Below are 20,681 nucleotides of genomic sequence, written 5' to 3'. Positions count from 1 at the left end.
AAACTAGTATGGATTGAGTGGAAAACTATAATGAGTCTACTATTCATAATTGTTCTATACTCAACGTCTAAAACTATAAAATTACTACATACCGTTAAATATGACGCATTATCACTTAGACATTTTCATCGGTAGTAGTTTACGGACACACAAAGAGCAGTAATAATATGCTCGCTAATACGCACAAGTATTGGCTATATTGAAGGAATATTGTTATAAAATTTCTGGAATTAACCACTAATATGTTCTGTCAACATAATATCAAAAATTATATTATGTTCGTTTTGCAACAACTCTCTTATTGCTATGGTAACTGACGCTCGTATTGCTTTGTGATTCCTGATCTCATCTACAATAGTATCACCAAGGATACCCATTACATTCATGTTTTTCGATACAATAAGCTAACATTTTTATATACATAAATATTTTGAAACAAATAAACTACACACCAGAATATTCTGATGATTTTTCTAGGGGAAAAGTATCCGATAGAAATCTCTGCATTAACATTTCAAGGTGCACACGTGAATATACAACATTTCCTTGTACAGAAATTCTCTCAGGCTATGGTGGCAGCAGGTGCGCCAGAAAATTATAAAGCGCAAGTTCGTTCGTCAGATAAATCACAATTCGGTGATTATCAGGTAAATGATATCATAGCATTAGCTAAAAATCTAAATATAGAGCCCACAAAGCTTGCTGAACAAGTACTTAAGCATCTAAATTTACATAATATTGCAAAAAAAGTAGAAATTATAAGCCCTGGGTTTCTCAATATTTTTCTTGACTCTCAGTGGTTAGCTGCACAAATTGATCATATTTTAGTAGCAGAAAAACTTGGAATTACCACTATGCAACCAAAAACTATAGTTATAGATTACTCCTCACCAAATGTAGCTAAAGAAATGCATGTTGGGCACTTACGTTCTACTATTATTGGCGATGCCATCGTGCGGACTTTAGAATTTCTGGGTCATAATGTCATTCGTGCTAATCATATTGGTGACTGGGGTACTCATTTTGGTATGCTTATTGCATTTTTGGAAAAAAAGAACATTACAAATTATCAAGCAATTGGTCTTACCAACCTAGAAATCTTGTATCGTGAAGCTAAGCAAGCCTATGATAATGATGTTGAATTTGCTCAACGTGCGCGTAATTATGTTGTTCAACTGCAAAGTGGAGATAAATATTACAGACAACTTTGGGGTCAGCTAGTTCATATAACTATGACACAAAATCAACTGCTTTATGATCGTATGAATGTCACCCTGCAACCTACAGATGTGATGGGAGAAAGTTTATATCACCATATGCTGAAAAATATTGTATCTGACTTACAACAGAAAAATCTTGCTGTGTCAAGTCAAGGCGCCATCGTCGTATTTCTTGATGAACACCGCAATAAATCAGGAGAACGTACCGGAGTGATAATTCAGAAAAATGATGGTGGGTATTTATACACTACTACTGATATAGCTTGTGCTAAATATCGACATGAAACTTTTCAAGCTGATCGTGTAATCTATTATATAGATTCCCGTCAAAATAAGCATCTACAACAAGCATGGGCTATTGCACGTCAAGCCGGATATATACCAGATAGCTTACAATTAGAACATCATATGCTGGGCATGGTTTTAGGTAAAGATGGCAAACCCTTCAAAACACGTACCGGGGATACTATAAAGTTATCTGATTTATTAGATGAAGCCGTCAATCGTGCTACTCAGTTGATATTAGAGAAAAAACCACACATCTCACAGGGAGAACTTCACAGTCTAGCAGAGATCATTGGTATTGGTGCGGTGAAATATGCCGATCTTTCTAAACATCGTACTACTGATTATATCTTTGATTGGGATCACATGTTATCCTTTAAAGGTAATACGGCACCATATATGCAATATGCTTATACTCGTGTGCTATCAATATTTCGTAAGTCTAGAATAAATCCTAATGAAGAGATCGTTGGCACCACTTCGCTGGTGAATAATATCTCAATACAATTAGCTATTATTTTGTTGCGGTTTGAAGAAACAATAAATAAGGTTGCTGATGACGGATTGCCTCATATCATGTGCGCTTATTTATATAACCTAGCATCTGTGTTTTCTCAATTCTATGAAACCTGTCCTATTCTGGAAGAAAAAAACCAAAATAAAAAAACAACCTATCTTAAATTAGTACTATTAACTGCAAAAACTCTGAAATATGGATTAGATACCTTAGGAATTAAAACTGTAGAACGTATGTAATAAGCTGTATACTCAGAAAATCAATCAAAATTTAATCCATTATAAATAATAACTGTATTATAACATATGTAGACGAAAAATACTTTACACATACTTTGATCTGACTATGCTACTTATAGCATACGTATACTTACATTTAGAATACAATCGAGTACAACAGTCAGAATTCCCACTGAAGTATTATTCTGTATTTATTTCTCCTATCGCTACGCCTTCATAGCTCAAAATTTCACATGCTAGATACAGAAGAACTAATCTGATTACCCTCTATCACAGCATTACACGTGATGCACTGGGTGGGTGGTAAAAGATTTCCTCGTTCAATGATTACACCAACTTGTTGTGCGTGCGGTGTTCCATTTGGCTTACTAACTGTTACTTGGACCCATAAGGAAGGAAATTTATTCAGTAGACAAGCTGCAACCTCCTCTGCTACACGTTCAATTAAACTAAATTGCCCTCTACTAACGAGTGATATTATTTCCTTGACTATATCGCTATAGTTTAAGCAATTTTTAATATCATCGCTAGAAGAAGCAGAATGCTGATCTCGTGCTATTTTAATATCCAATAGTAATTTCTGCGGAAAATTTTTCTCCCATTCATAAATACCAATAGTTGTAATTACCGTTAATTGATTAATAAATAAAATATCCATCTTATTTCTCTTTTTAGGTACAAAATATAATGTAAAATATAATGCATATTGTCTATTGAATGTTATAGACATAATCCTCATTTTAAAATATTCTTGATATACAGTAGAATTACTCACGCTGTTGCTATAAGCGTACACTAATAGCTTTTCTGATGTAGGTAATAGTTCTTTGTATAAGGAAAAAATTAAAGTAGCTTCATCAGAACATGCAGAATAACGTACTCTACGAACTCCGATGCTAATAACAGATAATTAACACATGACACTACAATACATATGCTGTAAGTAAAAAACTATTAGAATTAATATACACTCTATCGTCTGAAAATAATCTTCTTCCTATAAATGTTTCTAGTCGTCTTAAAATCTATATAGCCAATGTTCTACCACGCCTGTAGGATAGATATAATATAAAAAAATCAGATTAAATATATCATTATGGAATCATGGTTTAATGCCAATACTTATACGTACTATTTTATTATTGCTCTCCTGATACTAATGACTCTACCAGTATGGTATGGATACCTCTTGTAAACACAATCTCTATTCATTCTACCACTTCTGATCTGTTTTAGATAATCAAATGATGATGCATCATTGATATTGTGGATGTTTAAAAGAGATGTAATATCAATATCGTTATGTATGCTATTTCTATCGATGAAAAGATCGATTTATTTTCTTTATAGTGCACTTAATTCGGATAATGGCCATCGTGAACGAACAGTAATATTCAGTGGATCATTCCAGTGCTTTTGAAGACGTATCATTCCTGTATAGGCAATCATGGCGCCATTATCAGTGCATAATGCAGGGCGAGCATAAAATACCTTTCCACTTCTTTGCGTCATGAGCTCTCTGAGTCTATTACGCAATAAACAGTTAGCACTGACCCCTCCTACAAGCACAAGAGATTTAAAACCACTATAATCTAAAGCACGTCTACATTTAATAACCAATGTATCTACTACTGCATCCTCAAAAGCACAAGCAATATCTGCACGGGTTTGTGGAGTATTTTGATTATTATAAATTGTTTTCGCTGCAAAAGTTTTAAGCCCAGAAAAACTAAAATCCAACCCTGGGCGATTAGTCATAGGACGTGGAAATATAAAGCGTTTTTTCAGTCCTTTTTCAGCTAGCCTAGACAACGATGGACCACCAGGGTAATTCAGCCCTAATAATTTAGCAGTTTTATCAAATGCCTCACCCACTGCGTCATCAAGCGACTCACCCATTACGGTATATGCACCAATACCAGTAGCACTGATTAACTGAGTATGCCCACCTGATACTATTAAGGCCACAAACGGAAAACTAGGTGGATCATCCTCTAGCATAGGTGAAAGAAGATGACCTTCGATATGATTGACAGCAATAGAAGGAATACTTAGCGAAACAGCAAGAGAGCGCCCAATGCAGGATCCTACTAATAAAGATCCTACTAAACCAGGACCTGCTGTATAAGCTATTGCATTAATATCCTGTAGCTTTAATTTAGATTCTTGTAGTGCTGCTTCAATTAGCGGCACTGTTTGTTGCATATGGCTACGTGATGCTAATTCAGGGACTACACCTCCATAGTTAGCATGGAGTGTAATTTGACTATATAGTTGATTAGCAAGCAAACCTACAGTAGAATCATAAATTGCCACACCAGTGTCGTCACAGGACGTTTCAATCCCAAGAACACGCATCTATAAAACCTCACATTGACAACATTCTATAAAGAAGATCAATCTTGTTGCTTATAAAAAACATAAGACACACAATGATAGAAACACACATGCAAGCATGTAAAAAGATTAAGTACTCCATATCACGAATATGAATATAAAACACAGCAGTTATTAGGGTAATATATGTCATGGTAACTCAAATATATAAATAATGGAGATCTATTGGCTATCGTAGCAAAAAGTAACCAGATCTATTTTTATCTTGTGATATAGTACTATATCATCTACTCTATTTTAGAATACATTTAAAAAATTTTTAAATTTGCTGAGAGGTTTACATAAAAATGAACATCTTACCGAGAGGATTACATGCCAGTAATTAAAGTACGTGAAAATGAACCATTTGATGTAGCACTACGTCGTTTTAAGCGTTCATGTGAGAAAGCAGGTGTGTTAGCCGAAGTCCGTCGTCGTGAATTTTATGAAAAACCAACTACCGAACGTAAGCGTGCGAAAGCATCTGCTGTAAAACGACACGCAAAAAAATTAGTACGAGAAAATGCACGCCGTACTCGCTTATATTAGGTATGTGTAAAGATTCTTTTTCTTGATAGCTAGCATATGCACTTATTTATCCGGCCGTACTTCCGAAAGGAAGGCACGGCTTATTTTATTCAGCATGAATATATATAGTAACAAAGCTATTATGAGCTAAATACTCCGACCTATTTCAGATAGCCAGAGGTTTTTATGAAACAACGTATTCCACTAACATTTATTAAGGAATTAATCGGACGTGCGGATATCGTAAACCTCATTCAGATGCGTCTTGAATTAAAAAAGAAAGGTAAAAACTATCATACATGGTGTCCTTTTCATAAAGAAAAAACCCCCTCTTTCACTGTCAATAACGAGAAACAATTCTATCATTGTTTTGGTTGTGGTGCTCATGGAAACGCTATTGATTTTCTCATGAATTATGATCATTTGACATTTATTGAAAGTATTGAAGAATTGGCCAATTTATATTGTCTGAAAGTACCATATCAAGATAATCAGAACACCATATTCTTTAAATATCCTCAGCGTAAGCGTTTGTATCAATTGATGCATGACTTACGTGTTTTTTATCAGAAACGCCTAATACAAAAAGAATGCTCAATAGCTAATGATTACCTTTTACAGCGCGGAGTTAGTAAGGAGATAATTGAGCGTTTTGCCATTGGATTTTCTCCGCCTGGATGGAATAATCTATTAAAAAATTTTGGACTTCGCCCAACTTATCGTAAGTTATTGATCGATTCTGGTATGATCATCACGAATCATCAAGGGCATAGTTATGATCGATTTCGCGCGCGGATTATGTTTCCTATTCATGATCAACAAGGCCATGTGACAGGATTTGGCGGGCGTATTCTTGCCAGTGGGGTCCCAAAATATATTAATTCCCCAGAAACAAAAATTTTTCATAAAGGAAACCAACTATACGGTTTATATGAAGCGCTTCAAATAAACCCTCAACCTTCCAAATTATTGTTGGTAGAAGGTTACATGGATGTTTTAGCATTAACTCAGTTTGGGGTAGATTATTCCGTAGCGTCATTAGGTACTGCTACGACAGCTAAACATATTCAATTATTATTTCGCTTAACCAAACAAGTCATTTTTTGCTATGATGGTGATGACGCAGGCCGTATTGCTGCATGGCGCACATTAGAAACTTCTTTACCTTACATGAATGATGGTTATCAAATCAACTTCATGTTTCTTCCTGACAGAGAAGATCCTGATAGTGTAGTACGTCAAGAAGGTCAGGACGCATTTCACATGCGTATCAAAAATGCTATACCTCTATCAATGTTTCTCTTTCAAACACTGACGTCACAGGTGGACTTAAGTTGTGCTGAGGGTCGAGCCAAACTAAGTGCTTTAGCGTTACCTTTGATTCGCCGCATACCGGGCGAAATGTTGCGTCTTTATGTGTGTCAGGAGTTAGGTAATAAACTTGGTATACTCGATTCAGGGCAATTAAATAAACTGGTGTTACAAAGAACCTATAGTCAAGAAAAATTTAGTCAACCACAAATAAAAAATACTACCATGCGTATGCTAGTTGGGCTTTTGGTTCAAAATCCTTCTCTTGCTCATATTCTGCCGCCACTAGAGAACCTCGAAATGTTCGAAGAACCTGGTTTCTCGTTATTTAGTAATCTAGTTAATATTTCCCTGCAGAACCCTGTTTTAACAACTGGGCAGTTACTAGAATTATACCGTGGTACAAAATTTAGCATACACCTTGAAAGACTGGCAATGTGGAACCACATGATTGTAGATGACAATATACAAACCATGTTTCTTGATGCGTTTTCTAATCTTTGTATCTGTAATCAAGAGAGAAAAATAGACAATCTGATTGCTCGTGATCGTATCAGCGGGCTGAATCGTCAAGAACGGTATACAGCATGGACATTAAGTAAATCTATTAAGCATTATACATAAAAAATTTTCAGAGAATATACGTATTCAATAAAATAAATGATTTATGTTGATAACAGTCATTAACGCACAATTAATACTAAAATAATACATACAGTGATTATGAGATAAAAACTTAGTGCTCTGATTTTGTATGTTTATTCGAAGATACTAATAGTTTTTATAACGGGATACGATGGTCATCACAAGACCCTCATACTTTTATTCTTGGCTATATATGTCCAAGATCCATCTAATTTTAAGAAGTGTGGATACTGTCTTATGGATCAAAACCCACAGTCACAACTGAAGTTGCTAGTTACACGTGGTAAGGAGCAAGGATATCTAACCTATTCTGAGATAAATGATCATCTACCAGATGATATCATAGACTCTGATCAGATCGAAGACATCATCCAAATGATTAATAATATGGGTATTCAAGTTGTAGAAGAAGCACCTGATGCTGATGATTTGATTCTTAATGAGAATGGTGGTGATACTGACGAAGATGCTGTAGAAGCAGCCGCTCAAGTGTTATCTAGTGTTGAATCAGAAATCGGGCGTACAACGGATCCAGTTCGCATGTATATGCGTGAAATGGGCACAGTAGAACTGTTAACCCGTGAAGGCGAAATAGATATTGCTAAGCGTATTGAAGATGGCATTAATCAAGTACAGTGTTCTGTTGCTGAATATCCTGAAGCCATTACGTATCTCTTAGAACAATATGATCGAGTGCAATCAGATGAAGCCCGTCTGTCTGATTTAATCACTGGTTTTGTAGATCCCGATGCGGAGGAGGAAATAACACCTACCGCTGCTCATATTATTGCGGACATACCATCAGATGAACATGAAACAGATGAGGATGAAGAATCTGATGAAAATAATGAAGAGGATGAAAATAGTATTGATCCTGAATTAGCGCGTGAAAAATTCAATGCTTTAAGAAAACAATATGAAATCACTCGGACTATTATTAAATCTAGAAGCCGTAGTCACGCTAACGCTCTTATAGAAATCCAAAATCTATCTGATGTATTTAAGCAATTCCGATTAGTTCCAAAGCAATTTGAGTTACTTGTAGACAATATGCGAATCATGATGGATCGGGTCAGAATACAAGAACGTCTTATTATGAAGCTATGCGTAGAATGGTGTAAAATGCCAAAAAAAAGCTTTATAAGTTTATTTAGCGGTAATGAAACCAATATCAATTGGTTTCAAACTGCGATAAAAATGAATAAAAGATGGTCAGACAAACTTAAAGATGTTCAAAATGATGTAGAATACAGCCTGCGGAAACTTCAAAAAATAGAAGAGGAAACAGGCCTAACTATTGAGCAGGTTAAAGATATCAACCGCCGGATGTCTATCGGTGAATCCAAAGCACGCCGAGCGAAAAAAGAGATGGTTGAAGCAAATCTCAGATTAGTTATTTCAATTGCTAAAAAATATACCAATCGCGGTCTACAATTTTTAGACCTAATTCAAGAAGGAAATATTGGATTAATGAAAGCGGTCGATAAATTTGAATACCGACGTGGTTATAAATTTTCAACTTATGCCACATGGTGGATTCGTCAAGCTATTACTCGCTCAATTGCTGATCAAGCACGTACAATTCGTATTCCAGTGCATATGATCGAAACAATTAATAAGTTGAATCGGATTTCACGTCAAATACTACAAGAAATAGGCCGTGAACCAACACCAGAAGAATTAGCTGAAAGGATGCTGATCCCAGAAGATAAAATACGTAAAGTAATGAAAATTGCTAAAGAACCGATCTCTATGGAGACACCCGTTGGAGATGATGAAGATTCACACTTGGGGGACTTTATTGAAGATACTACTTTAGAGTTACCCTTAGATTCTGCAACTTCTGAAAGCCTTCGTTCAGCCACACACTCTGTACTAGAGGGTTTGACCGCACGTGAAGCAAAAGTTTTACGCATGCGTTTTGGTATTGATATGAATACAGATCATACCTTAGAGGAAGTTGGAAAACAATTTGAAGTTACACGAGAGCGTATTCGTCAAATTGAAGCAAAGGCACTACGTAAATTACGACATCCCAGCAGATCCGAAGTTTTACGTAGCTTTTTGGATGATTAAGAAACCTCTTAAGATATTTGTATTATATGTCTAATACAATCTTAAGTATGTATTTAAGAATCATGATTACACAAACATATACTTATTGTAGTATATATATCGAGATATTTTTCAACATCATGAGTTGTACCGCTAGCTCAAAGATCTCTCTGTTCGTTTATATGTATGCAATCAGTTAGTTGTTAAATGAACATTCAATATTCACCCCATCCGGTGAATATTGTTTCAAAATATATTTGCATCTCTACCTATATTGATGTAGACGGGGGTATTTTAAATTGAAGAGATAGATTGAGCACGTCTTCGATACATTTTACAGGATCAATATCCAAATCAGCTATCACATTGTCTGGAATTTCTTCTAGGTCACGTTGGTTTTCATCAGGTATTAAAACAGTTTTAATACCTCCTCTTCTTGCTGCTAATAGTTTATCTTTCAGGCCTCCGATTGGTAATACTTGACCACGCAACGTGATTTCACCGGTCATGGCCACATCAGATCGCACTGGATTACCAGTTAAACAAGAAACTAATGCAGTGCACATAGCAATACCTGCGCTTGGACCATCCTTAGGGGTTGCGCCTTCAGGGACATGTACATGAATATCTCTTGTTTCATAGAAGTCACGCTTAATACCTAATTGCTCTGCGCGAGCACGCACAACAGTTAATGCAGCCTGAATAGATTCCTGCATCACTTCACCTAGCGATCCAGTATAGGTTAATTTTCCCTTACCTGGTACACAAGCAGTTTCAATGTTTAATAAATCACCGCCAAAATTTGTCCATGCAAGGCCAGTTACTTGACCTATGCGATTTTGACTATCGGCACGTCCGTATTTATATCTCTGCACACCCAGATACTCTGTTAAGTTATCCGAGGTAATAATGATTTGTTTAACGGTTTTATCTATAAGCAAGCGCTTCACAGCTTTTCGGCATAATTTTGATAATTCGCGTTCAAGACTACGCACTCCCGCTTCATGCGTATAATAACGAATAATGCTAATTAGTGCGCTTTCGTTCACAATGAATTCATGTTCTTTTAATGCATTACGCTCAATTTGTTTTGATAACAAATGTCTTTTAGCAATACTCAATTTTTCGTCTTCTGTATAACCAGACAATCGAATGATTTCCATACGATCTAGTAGCGCTGCTGGAATGTTTGTAGAATTGGATGTCGCTAAAAACATGACATCAGAAAGATCATAATCAACCTCTAGATAATGGTCGCTAAAAGAAACATTCTGTTCTGGATCTAACACTTCTAGCAGAGCCGCTGCTGGATCCCCTCGCATGTCATATGACATTTTGTCAATTTCATCTAATAAAAATAATGGATTTTTTACTCCAACTTTGGCCAGTTTCTGTATTAGCTTTCCTGGCATAGAACCAATATAAGTACGACGATGACCACGAATTTCTGCTTCATCACGTACTCCACCTAATGCCATACGTATATACTTTCTTCCGGTAGCTTTAGCTACAGATTGCCCCAATGAGGTTTTACCAACACCAGGTGGCCCGATCAAACAAAGAATCGGTCCTTTAATTTTACTAACCCTGCTTTGAACAGCTAGATGTTCTAGTATTCTTTCCTTGACAATCTTTAATCCAAAATGATCAGTATCTAGTATTTCTTGTGCTTTGTTTAAATCTTTTTTAATTTTACTACGAGCATGCCAAGGTACCTTAACCATCCATTCAATATATCCTCGCACGACAGTAGCTTCTGCTGACATAGATGACATCATTCTTAACTTTTGTAGTTCAGATTCAGTTTTCATGCGTGCTTCTTTCGACATTCCAGCCATCTCAATCTTGCGTTTCAATATTTCATATTCATCTGGCACATCATCCATTTCACCAAGTTCTTTCTGAATCGCTTTCATCTGTTCGTTTAAATAGTACTCACGTTGGCTTTTTTCTATTTGTTTTTTAACGCGAGTACGAATACGTTTTTCTACCTGTAGCAATTCTATTCCTGATTCCATCATAGCCATTAAATATTCTAAACGTTTACTAACGTCTAACATCTCAAGGACTAACTGTTTATCTGCTAATTTTAATGGAATGTGCGCGACTACTGTGTCAGAAAGACGTGCAGCATCATTGATACCATGTATAGAAGTTAACACTTCAGGGGGGATTTTTTTATTAAGTTTAACATACCCTTCAAATTGGCTAATTGTGGCACGAATTAGCACTTCTTGTTCTTTTTCTTCCATTCTAGAAGAAATTAGATATTTAGCCTTAGCTGTAAAATAATTACCATGATCCGATAAATTTATGATATGTGCGCGTTGTAATCCTTCAACTAAGACTTTCACAGTACCATCTGGTAACTTCAACATTTGTAACACAGAGGAAACAGTTCCAACTGAGAAGAGGTCCTGAATACGAGGTTCATCCGTTGAGGCTTCTCGTTGAGCAACAAGAATTATCTTGTTGTCATGCTCAATAGCCGTTTCTAGGCAGCGAATAGATTTCTCACGACCTACAAATAACGGAATCACCATGTGCGGATAAACCACTACGTCCCGCAACGGTAATACAGGGATTTCAATGCATTCGGCATACTCAGAATTCATACAATTCTCTCTTAGTTTAATTTAAGCCTTACTTCTTACTTAATAAGGTCGCATAATCTTGCAATATTCACGGTATGAGTAACTCGTAAATCTGTCAAACTACAGATTCATATGAACTAAATTGATTTAATACATTAATCACACATCTCATGTATTAATCATTAATCGGACTGTTATTTGGTATCACGTAAAACTACGCACTGATAAAATCATTTCATATCACCTTACAAGAATTTCATATCGCCTTACAAGAATGGTGTTATGATCGCATTTCTATGATGCATTATCAATCCTATGACTTAATTAAGATAAGCTGATATGCTGCTCTATTGCCAACCTGATTGTGACACACATCAAAATGATTTTTCCTATAACAGTGTGGTGTAGATATTATTACAGCGCATTCACAAATTCTTCTTGTATTGTTATCCATAATCATGATTTTTAAAAGTTATATGCTTTCTTGATGTTAATGTAACTTCATTGAAAACTGAGCTATGATTATAACCAAGCTTGGTGTTCAAGCAACAATATAAATCGGCATATTACTACTATATTATAGTGCATCTTTTTTAGTTACATATTACGTATGCATACGTACTCTTTACACGTAGGATAAATAAATAAAACATGTTCTGTATATGTATAATCGTATTATCATTGATAAGAGACTAATCAGTCTTTCTAATTTTCTCGCTACTATAATCTATCACACGAGGCATAAGTTTCTCATATTGACATATACAGTTTTTGCGTTGATACCATACGTCTAATTTCGTCACAGTACTTATTATTTTTTTATGCGAGCATTACAGATTATTGGGAGTATCTACTCTAAATATACTGGAATAAAATTCCGTCTAGTGCCGATAGTGATTTTTTTTAATCCTAGCATCCCCTTCACTAGAAAGCACTGATATATGATGCACCATTTATTCTCGTATTTATTGCCTTTATGTATTCTACGTGTATGTCATTTTAAAAAATATCTCGATATATTTTAATATATAGTATAAAAATTTTAAATTTAAATCCTTCAATAAGATTGAACTTTCTGTCACCATTGCTTGTTAAAATTTAGTACTGTGTGTATCTAGCACGTTTTTATAAGTCACATGCATATTTTCATAAACGCTAGTATAATGCATATACATATTGTTTCATGGATCATACATAAAAATTTTTGTATATACTTATGTATGTCATATCTTCCCGCCTAACATTCATACGTAGTTATGAATCAAACCAGATAGTATGTAGAAATATATGACTCGTCAAACTCCATAAACATAACCCCGGGGATTCAGGTTTCAATCTTGTTAGAAAATCACACCTATGATTCTTATTAATTATTTTTACTACTACGTTGAATGGTATTCCTATTAGCAAGATATATAACACTAGATTAATATAACAGATAGTATTTTTAACTAACACCACATGGTAAAAATTTTACTAACATTAAAAATAGCTTAATATTTCTGCGCGAAATTTATAAACATGTCAACTTAAAAATAAAGGAACTGCAGATATGCGTTTCATATTAACATAATCCACTAGAACTCTTCTTAAAGAGCGCATACTACGCTTTATAAGTTCGATGGCCTTCTCAGTAAGTTGCATGCTTCTATGTGCAGATGTATTATGCTGTCCTATGAAGACCATGCAAAATTCTTCAAAGCATATAGCGCTAAACATACATACGAATTACACATTGCTCACCTATGAGCATACACTAATCATAGCATGATACTATAAAAACATTCCGCATACACAACACAATATAGAGCTTCCGATAATACAGTAAAGCGAATTTTTTCTTAAAATCAGATCTGAATTTGCTCTCAAATTACGACAGACTTATATTAAACACCAGGTGTATCCATACACGTGGTTCAGTGAAGGAAATCAACCCCTCTGAACAAGAATACAATCTCTATCTTTAACACATTTTTTTCTGTATTACCTTACCAACTTATATAGGTATGGTTCTGCTATGCCATAGCATAACTGAGTATCGATGATACATATCATCATAATTATAACCCCCCTACTATAGAAAAAATAATGCAGAAATAATTTTAAAAAGCACCAATATTAGTTCTAAAAGTATTTCAGGAATCCATTGATTGATTCTTGATTCTAGATCTATATGCAACTTGCAGGCCCTCCATGATAATTATTTAGCATTGTTCTAAATTAGTAAATTTCACCTTAACAACCACTGACTAATTTCGTCAATTATTTACCTAATCATTGAAATATCGATTTCATGAACTGATGCAAGACTGCATATTTGTTCTTGCATAGATTTCTAATAGACGATTATTTTCTAAGTAATCTAATGAGTCATCTTATCCTGCATATACACTCCTATCGTTCTTAAGGCTCGTTTTCAGTTCTATAACAACACTCTGGATAAGATATAAAAACTCAACACTACTTATGATATGTATGATTAATTTAAAATTCTAAAATATATTATCTACTGCTCTATGCTTTATGTCTAGCTTATCAGCAGTAAATTCTATCTGTAAAATATGAAAGAATGTTATCGCATACTCATCGAGTGAGTCTGACTACTACCTTCAGTCCGATAGTATATATCAGAATTATAAGATTTTACTCATAAAATCTCTTTAGTAAATAAATTGTAGAAGGCTGTAGAAAACATAGGCATATAAAATGTAAACTAGAAATTTAAGTGGAATCAATCGCAATCATCGATAACATTGCATTTTATTTTTTATATTACATGCTACCTAATACAGATGTTATTCCCCCTGCATATATATCACTACAACCATGCAAATCCTATTTTTCTCTGTTGGTAGTTATCTGTCTTCGTACAATATATCACTAGATCCTGTAGCAATTACTACATTATAATTAAAGAATGATTCAGCAAAGACGCCTAGTGTTGGAATTTCATATGCTTATGGTATGCTTTTATGATAGTACATAATAGTTGAAAAAAAAGACTAGCATGTATTGATGTTATCAGACTATTGTATAGCGCCTATTTTGTTGTTTGTGAGAATTATTGCTCATGACCAATCAATACCGATTTGCTCTACTAAAATTTTAATGATCTGACAATTATGTTTTTCATTAAAAAAATTTTTTATATTGCGCGCCCCCACTTTCCCCACGCCATCTACTTTGTTTAAAGTGGTGAGGTTTGCTTTCATCAAAGAATCTAGGGTACAGAAATATTCCGCAAGATTTTCTGCGGTCACGGATCCAATCTCGCGAATACCTAAGGAATATAAAAACCTGGCAAAAGTAGTACGCTTTGACTGAGTGAGTGCATCTAAAATATTTTGTGCTGATTTAACACGCATAGAATCTAAACTGGTTAGTTGCTGCAACGTGAGGCTAAAGAGATCAGCGGGATTTTGTACATATCCTTTTTCCACTAGCTGATGAAGCAGTTTGTTACCCAGTCCATGAATGTTTAATGCTTTACGTGATACAAAGTGTTTTAATGCCCCTATACGTTGTGCTATACAAATAAAACCACCTGTACAACGTACTACTCTTTCTTTAGGCATGCGTTGTATTTTTGAGCCACATGCTGGGCAATTAGTGGGAAAAATAATATCCTGTGCACTAAAATCAGTATAAGGACTTATCTTCATGACGCTTATAATTTTTGGAATAACATCTCCTGCTCTGCGAACAATAACGTAATTACCAACCTTCAGTCTTAATCTATTAATTTCAGATTCATTATGTAATGTCGCACTACTCACAATGACTCCGGCAATGACAACAGGCTCTAGTTTTGCAACTGGTGTAATAGCTCCAGTACGACTAACCTGAAATGCGACATTAAGTACTCTGGTTATTTTTTCTTGTGCTGGAAACTTAAATGCTACGGCCCATCGCGGAGCACGTGCAGTAGAACCTAATCTTTCTTGCCAAGCTAAATTGTCTACTTTGATGACTATTCCGTCAATATCAAAACCAAGTAATGAACGATTAACTTGAATGTAGTTATAAAAATCTAAAACTTCCTTAGCATTACAGCAAAAGCATAGATAATCACTAACTGGCACACCTAAGGTTTTTAAGTATCGTAAACCTTCTATGTGACTACGTGGAAACGTACCTTGTTTGCACAGACCAAAACCGTAACAAACAAAACTAAGAGGACGCATGGCAGTAACACATGGGTCTCGATGACGCAATGAGCCCGCTGCAGCATTCCGAGGATTTGCAAATAACTTACGTCCATCACGATAAGCTTGTGCGTTCAGTTTTTCAAACCCGGCGTGTGACATAAATACTTCTCCCCGTATTTCTAAATACTTTGGGAGCTGATCATTGCTTTCTAAGCGCTGCGGAATAACTTGAATAGTCTTGACATTATCACTTACATCTTCCCCAGTAATGCCATTACCGCGCGTAGTAGCTTGAACTAAATTACCATGAGCATACAGTAAATTTACTGCAAGACCATCTACTTTTAGATCACAACAACACGCGATATCACCATCAATTTGTAATCTGTCTTTTAGGCGTGTATAAAATTCCACACATCTTGTTTTATTAGTAATGCTATCTAAAGATAGCATCGGTGTTTTGTGGTCAATCTTCTTAAACATGCTATGCAATATAGATCCACCTACGCACTGAGTGGGTGAATCTGAGGTTACGAAATGAGGATGCAGCATTTCTAATCGATATAGGCTCGTGATCAACGCATCATATTCTATATCTGGAATGTCCGGGGAATCCATGACATAATATTGATATTGATAATGGCGGATCAGAGTTTTTAAATTAGTAATTGTATCTTTGATAGATTGCATAGTGTAAAACCATGATAGCGATCCATATCGCAAAATGAAGTAATTAAAGAAGTATACAGTATCATAGATAGGTCGATGCGCTAAAAATCAAAACAGAGTATGATGTATCGTAAGTATTCATACACTAGTTATGTCTATAACGTTAGACTATAGCTCTCGTTAACTAACATGCAAATATTAGACGTATAAAATATTTGATTCTATTTTTATCTACGGATAATGTGGAACAATACAGTTCCGTGCAACATGCTGAATAAATTATTACGGCCATATGATGATGTAGATCAAACAAACCTTACTATCCATTGAGTGTATTTGTAATCTAATCACCCTCACTAAAAAGACCTTCGAGTTATATCTTAATTATCTATCAATAGTAAAGGGCACAATTTTAGTATCTATCAGTCACTTTATGTCGTTCTATAATACATAGGCTATATATTATAAGTAAGTGATAAAAGATTTAAGCAATAGAAAATCCTTTAATAATGCAGGCTTTATCAAGATATAAAACTAATGAGTAATGATCGATAAGCTTCCTGATCAAGGAAATTGGAATCCTACCCTTGATTCAATATTTTTAATTAACTCGGCAAGATCTCGCCGTAATCTCATAGCAGTAGATCTGCTATATAGTGGTTATAGTCGATATAACGATAATAAAATTTATTATTACATTTCCAATGCATCTTTACTTTTTAAAGATACCAAAACGATCATGACAATACTTAACACGATGTGTTTAGCCTCATATATAATATATTTATTCATTATATATGATGTCTTTATAAATTCTATGACAAACACCTCTATATTTAAAGACTTGTACCTCTGATCAGTAAGCTTTATTATAGTATACTTAATTAATATATACATTAGTTTACAAAGGACCATGAGCTCCATGAAAGAGCAATATGATCATAAAGAGATCGAATCTCGTGTACAAAAACACTGGGAAAAGCATGAAACATTTAAGGTCACTGAGGACATAGCTAAAGAAAAATATTATTGTCTCTCCATGATACCTTATCCTTCCGGACATCTACATATGGGGCATGTGAGAAATTATACTATTGGTGATGTTTTATCACGTTATCAACGCATGCTAGGTAAGAATGTCTTACAGCCAATGGGATGGGATGCTTTTGGATTACCAGCAGAAGCTGCAGCATTAGAACACAATACTGCCCCCTCATCTTGGACCTATTCCAATATTCAACATATGAAAAATCAGCTAAAGTTACTTGGTTTTAGCTACGACTGGAGTCGTGAAATAACTACCTGTCAGCCAGAATATTATCTCTGGGAACAGTGGTTTTTTACCCAGCTATACAAGCAAGGTTTAGTTTATAAAAAAACTTCACCAGTCAATTGGTGTCCACATGACATGACTATATTAGCTAACGAACAAGTGGTTGATGGTTGCTGCTGGCGCTGTCACTCCGTGGTCGAAAATAAAGAAATACCACAGTGGTTTATTAAAATTACACATTATGCTGATGAATTACTTCACGATCTTGAGACGTTAGTAGATTGGCCTGAAAACGTAAAAACCATGCAAAGAAATTGGATCGGTAGGTCAGAAGGAATAGAGCTATATTGTAAAATTCTAAACAGTACAAAAAGAATTAGTGTATATACTACCCGTCCGGATGCTATCATGGGTACTACCTATGTCGCAGTAGCACCTAATCATCCCATCTCACATCAAGAAGCTATGAAAAATCCTGTATTAAAGGAATTCATTCAACAATGTTATACAACAAAAGTTTTAGAAGCTGAACTTACAAAAACAGAGAAAAAAGGTATCTTAACCGATCTCGTCATAGAACATCCGATCACAAGAGAACCACTACCACTCTGGGTAGCTAATTATGTAATAATGGAATATGGTACTACTGCTATTATCGGTGTGCCAGCTCACAACCAGCATGATTGGGAATTTGCTAAAAAATATCAGATACCTCTCAAACCTGTGATTCTTGAGGCTGATGGCAGTGTCCCTGATATAAACAAATGTGCTATGACTGAGAAAGGGATAACTTGTAATTCTGGTGTATTCAGCGGTTTATCGTATGATCAAGCTTTTATTGCTATTGCAGACAAACTCGCTGAAAATCATTTAGGGAAACGTAAGGTGTCTTATCGTTTAAGAGATTGGGGCGTGTCTCGTCAGAGGTATTGGGGAGTACCTATCCCAATGATTACCCTGGAAAATGGCAGCACAATAACTGTTCCAGAAGATCAATTACCTGTTCTATTGCCAGAAAATCATTTAATAGATGGAACATCAAGCATTATTAACACTGATGTAGAGTGGGCTAAGACCATTGTAAATGGCCGGCCCGCACTACGCGAAACTGATACATTAGATACCTTTATGGAGTCTTCATGGTATTATGCACGTTATACTTGTCCAGATTATCACGTTGGAATGTTAGATCCAGCTGCTGCTAACTACTGGCTTCCAGTCGATCAATATATAGGAGGTATTGAACATGCTACTATGCATCTTTTGTATTTCCGTTTTTTTCATAAGCTATTACGTGATGCCGGATTAGTTCATTCTGATGAACCAGTCAAACGCCTTTTATGTCAAGGGATGGTATTATCTGATGCTTTTTATTTAACTGGTAGTAAAGGTGAATGTCGTTGGATAGAGCCGTCCACTCTCACGATCCAACGTGATAGTCAAGGACGCATTATACGCGCCATAGATCTATCCGGAAACACAGTACGCTATGCTGGCATGACTAAAATGTCAAAATCAAAAAAAAACGGCGTTGATATACAAACTATGATAGACCGTTATGGTGCAGATACTGTCAGACTATTTATGATGTTTTCAGCTCCATTAGATATGACGTTAGAATGGCAAGATGCAGGTGTCGAAGGAGCATACAGATTCTTGAAAAAAGTATGGAAACTAGTCTGGAAGCATGTTCATACCCGTATGTTATCGATCAGTAATAGTGATAAATTTCACCATGAACTGCAGATCTTACGTCGTGATTTACATAAAACTATTTTTAAAGTCTCACATGATATTGGACGTCGGCAGACATTTCACACAGCGATTGCAGCTATAATGGCTCTTACAAATAAGCTTGTCCATGCACCGCAAAACACAAAAACAGCGCGATCTTTTATGCAAGAAGCCTTGATGACTATTGTACGCATGCTTCATCCATTCACTCCACACATGAGTTTTGTTTTGTGGAAAGCCTTAGGAGGCGCAGGGGAAATCGATTATGCCCCATGGCCCGAAGTCGATCAGTTAGCAATGATAGAAGAACAAATTCTGGTGGTTATTCAAATTAACGGGAAGCTACGTGGCAAAATTATGGTAATGGCAGATAGCCATCCAGACCATATTCAATCTCTGGCACAAAAAGTTCCTACTATTCAGAAATATCTTCGTGATGTTAAAATTAAAAAGGTGATCTATATCCAAGGAAAATTACTGAATCTAGTCGTTAGCTCATAATCAGGAAAACTTTGTGCGAAAATTATTACTATCTCTATTGTTTTATTTTCTCATATTAAATCTCAGTGGATGCGGATATCATACATATCCTATCTGTAATATACCACAGATTCTACAAACGCTCATTATAGACACTACAGATCCCTATGGCCCTCTAGCAACTGCAGTATACGAAGAATTAAGGTTTCATAATGTGAATATCATTGATACCTCAACAAACAATAAAAATATTGCATCTCTCCACTTACAAGCGGAGACTCTTAATCGCGATACGATCGCAACCTTTCCCAATGGCAAAGCCTCTGAGTATCTGATTATGATGAATATCTATGCAGAAGTGATAATACCAAATAAAGGTATTTATCCTATTACATCTAGAGTATCTCGCTCTTTTTTTTATCATCCAAATGCTGCTTTAGCAAACGATACTGAACAAAACATTATTATTCATGACATGCGGAAGCAGGCTATAGAAAATCTAATACGTCAGCTGACAACGTTGGATATTGTCGAAAAAAACAGACTAATATAAGACAATAAGAACAATGCATGATTAAAGAGTCACGATGTTGTCAACAAGATGTAC

Annotated in this window: 10 protein-coding genes; 6 read left to right on the top strand and 4 right to left on the bottom strand. The window is 35.4% G+C overall.

The window, feature by feature from the left end:
• The first annotated feature begins 527 nt into the window (after positions 1–527).
• Positions 528–2,261 carry an arginine--tRNA ligase gene (gene argS / locus ERCIKOCA2762_RS01530; protein ID WP_157988775.1) on the top strand — a complete coding sequence of 578 codons (1,734 nt, stop codon included), beginning with the start codon at positions 528–530 and terminating at the stop codon, positions 2,259–2,261.
• Positions 2,262–2,490: 229 nt separating this feature from the next.
• Here argS and folB read toward each other — a convergent pair whose 3' ends face one another.
• Both folB and tsaD read right to left on the bottom strand, forming a co-directional pair.
• Positions 2,491–2,919, bottom strand: coding sequence for a dihydroneopterin aldolase (gene folB / locus ERCIKOCA2762_RS01525; RefSeq protein ID WP_157988461.1), 429 nt, complete (start codon positions 2,917–2,919; stop codon positions 2,491–2,493).
• A gap of 686 nt (positions 2,920–3,605) precedes the next feature.
• Positions 3,606–4,619, bottom strand: a complete 1,014-nt coding sequence (gene tsaD, locus ERCIKOCA2762_RS01520; protein ID WP_157988460.1) for a tRNA (adenosine(37)-N6)-threonylcarbamoyltransferase complex transferase subunit TsaD — start codon at positions 4,617–4,619, stop codon at positions 3,606–3,608.
• Between the two features lie 351 nt (positions 4,620–4,970).
• Here tsaD and rpsU point away from each other — a divergent pair, with 351 nt between their 5' ends.
• The 3 genes from rpsU to rpoD all read left to right on the top strand — a co-directional run bounded on the left by rpsU (position 4,971) and on the right by rpoD (position 9,197).
• Positions 4,971–5,186 (top strand): 30S ribosomal protein S21, encoded by a 216-nt coding sequence (rpsU, locus tag ERCIKOCA2762_RS01515; protein ID WP_157988459.1) that lies wholly within the window; start codon positions 4,971–4,973, stop codon positions 5,184–5,186.
• Positions 5,187–5,351: 165 nt separating this feature from the next.
• A complete protein-coding gene (gene dnaG / locus ERCIKOCA2762_RS01510) occupies positions 5,352–7,100 on the top strand; it encodes a DNA primase (protein ID WP_157988458.1) in 1,749 nt (582 codons plus the stop codon).
• A 258-nt stretch (positions 7,101–7,358) separates the two neighbouring features.
• Positions 7,359–9,197, top strand: coding sequence for an RNA polymerase sigma factor RpoD (gene rpoD, locus ERCIKOCA2762_RS01505; RefSeq protein ID WP_157988457.1), 1,839 nt, complete (start codon positions 7,359–7,361; stop codon positions 9,195–9,197).
• Positions 9,198–9,445: 248 nt separating this feature from the next.
• Here the strand turns inward: rpoD and lon are convergent, their stop codons facing one another.
• Positions 9,446–11,791 (bottom strand): endopeptidase La, encoded by a 2,346-nt coding sequence (lon, locus tag ERCIKOCA2762_RS01500; protein ID WP_157988456.1) that lies wholly within the window; start codon positions 11,789–11,791, stop codon positions 9,446–9,448.
• A gap of 3,047 nt (positions 11,792–14,838) precedes the next feature.
• Positions 14,839–16,608: an NAD-dependent DNA ligase LigA gene (gene ligA, locus ERCIKOCA2762_RS01495; RefSeq protein WP_157988455.1), complete on the bottom strand. Its 1,770-nt coding sequence runs from the start codon at positions 16,606–16,608 to the stop codon at positions 14,839–14,841.
• A 901-nt stretch (positions 16,609–17,509) separates the two neighbouring features.
• Between ligA and leuS the strand changes: the two genes are divergently transcribed.
• On the top strand, positions 17,510–20,095 hold the full coding sequence (gene leuS, locus ERCIKOCA2762_RS01490) for a leucine--tRNA ligase (protein WP_157988454.1): 2,586 nt from the start codon (positions 17,510–17,512) through the stop codon (positions 20,093–20,095).
• 13 nt (positions 20,096–20,108) lie between these two features.
• Entirely contained in the window at positions 20,109–20,627 is a 519-nt protein-coding gene (gene lptE, locus ERCIKOCA2762_RS01485; protein ID WP_157988453.1) for an LPS assembly lipoprotein LptE, read from the top strand.
• The last annotated feature ends 54 nt before the right edge of the window (positions 20,628–20,681 follow it).

The organism is Candidatus Erwinia haradaeae (assembly GCF_900698935.1).
Lineage (GTDB): Bacteria > Pseudomonadota > Gammaproteobacteria > Enterobacterales > Enterobacteriaceae > Erwinia_E > Erwinia_E haradaeae_D.
Note: the sequence above shows the minus strand (reverse complement) of the source record. Positions and strands in the feature narration are given on the sequence as shown.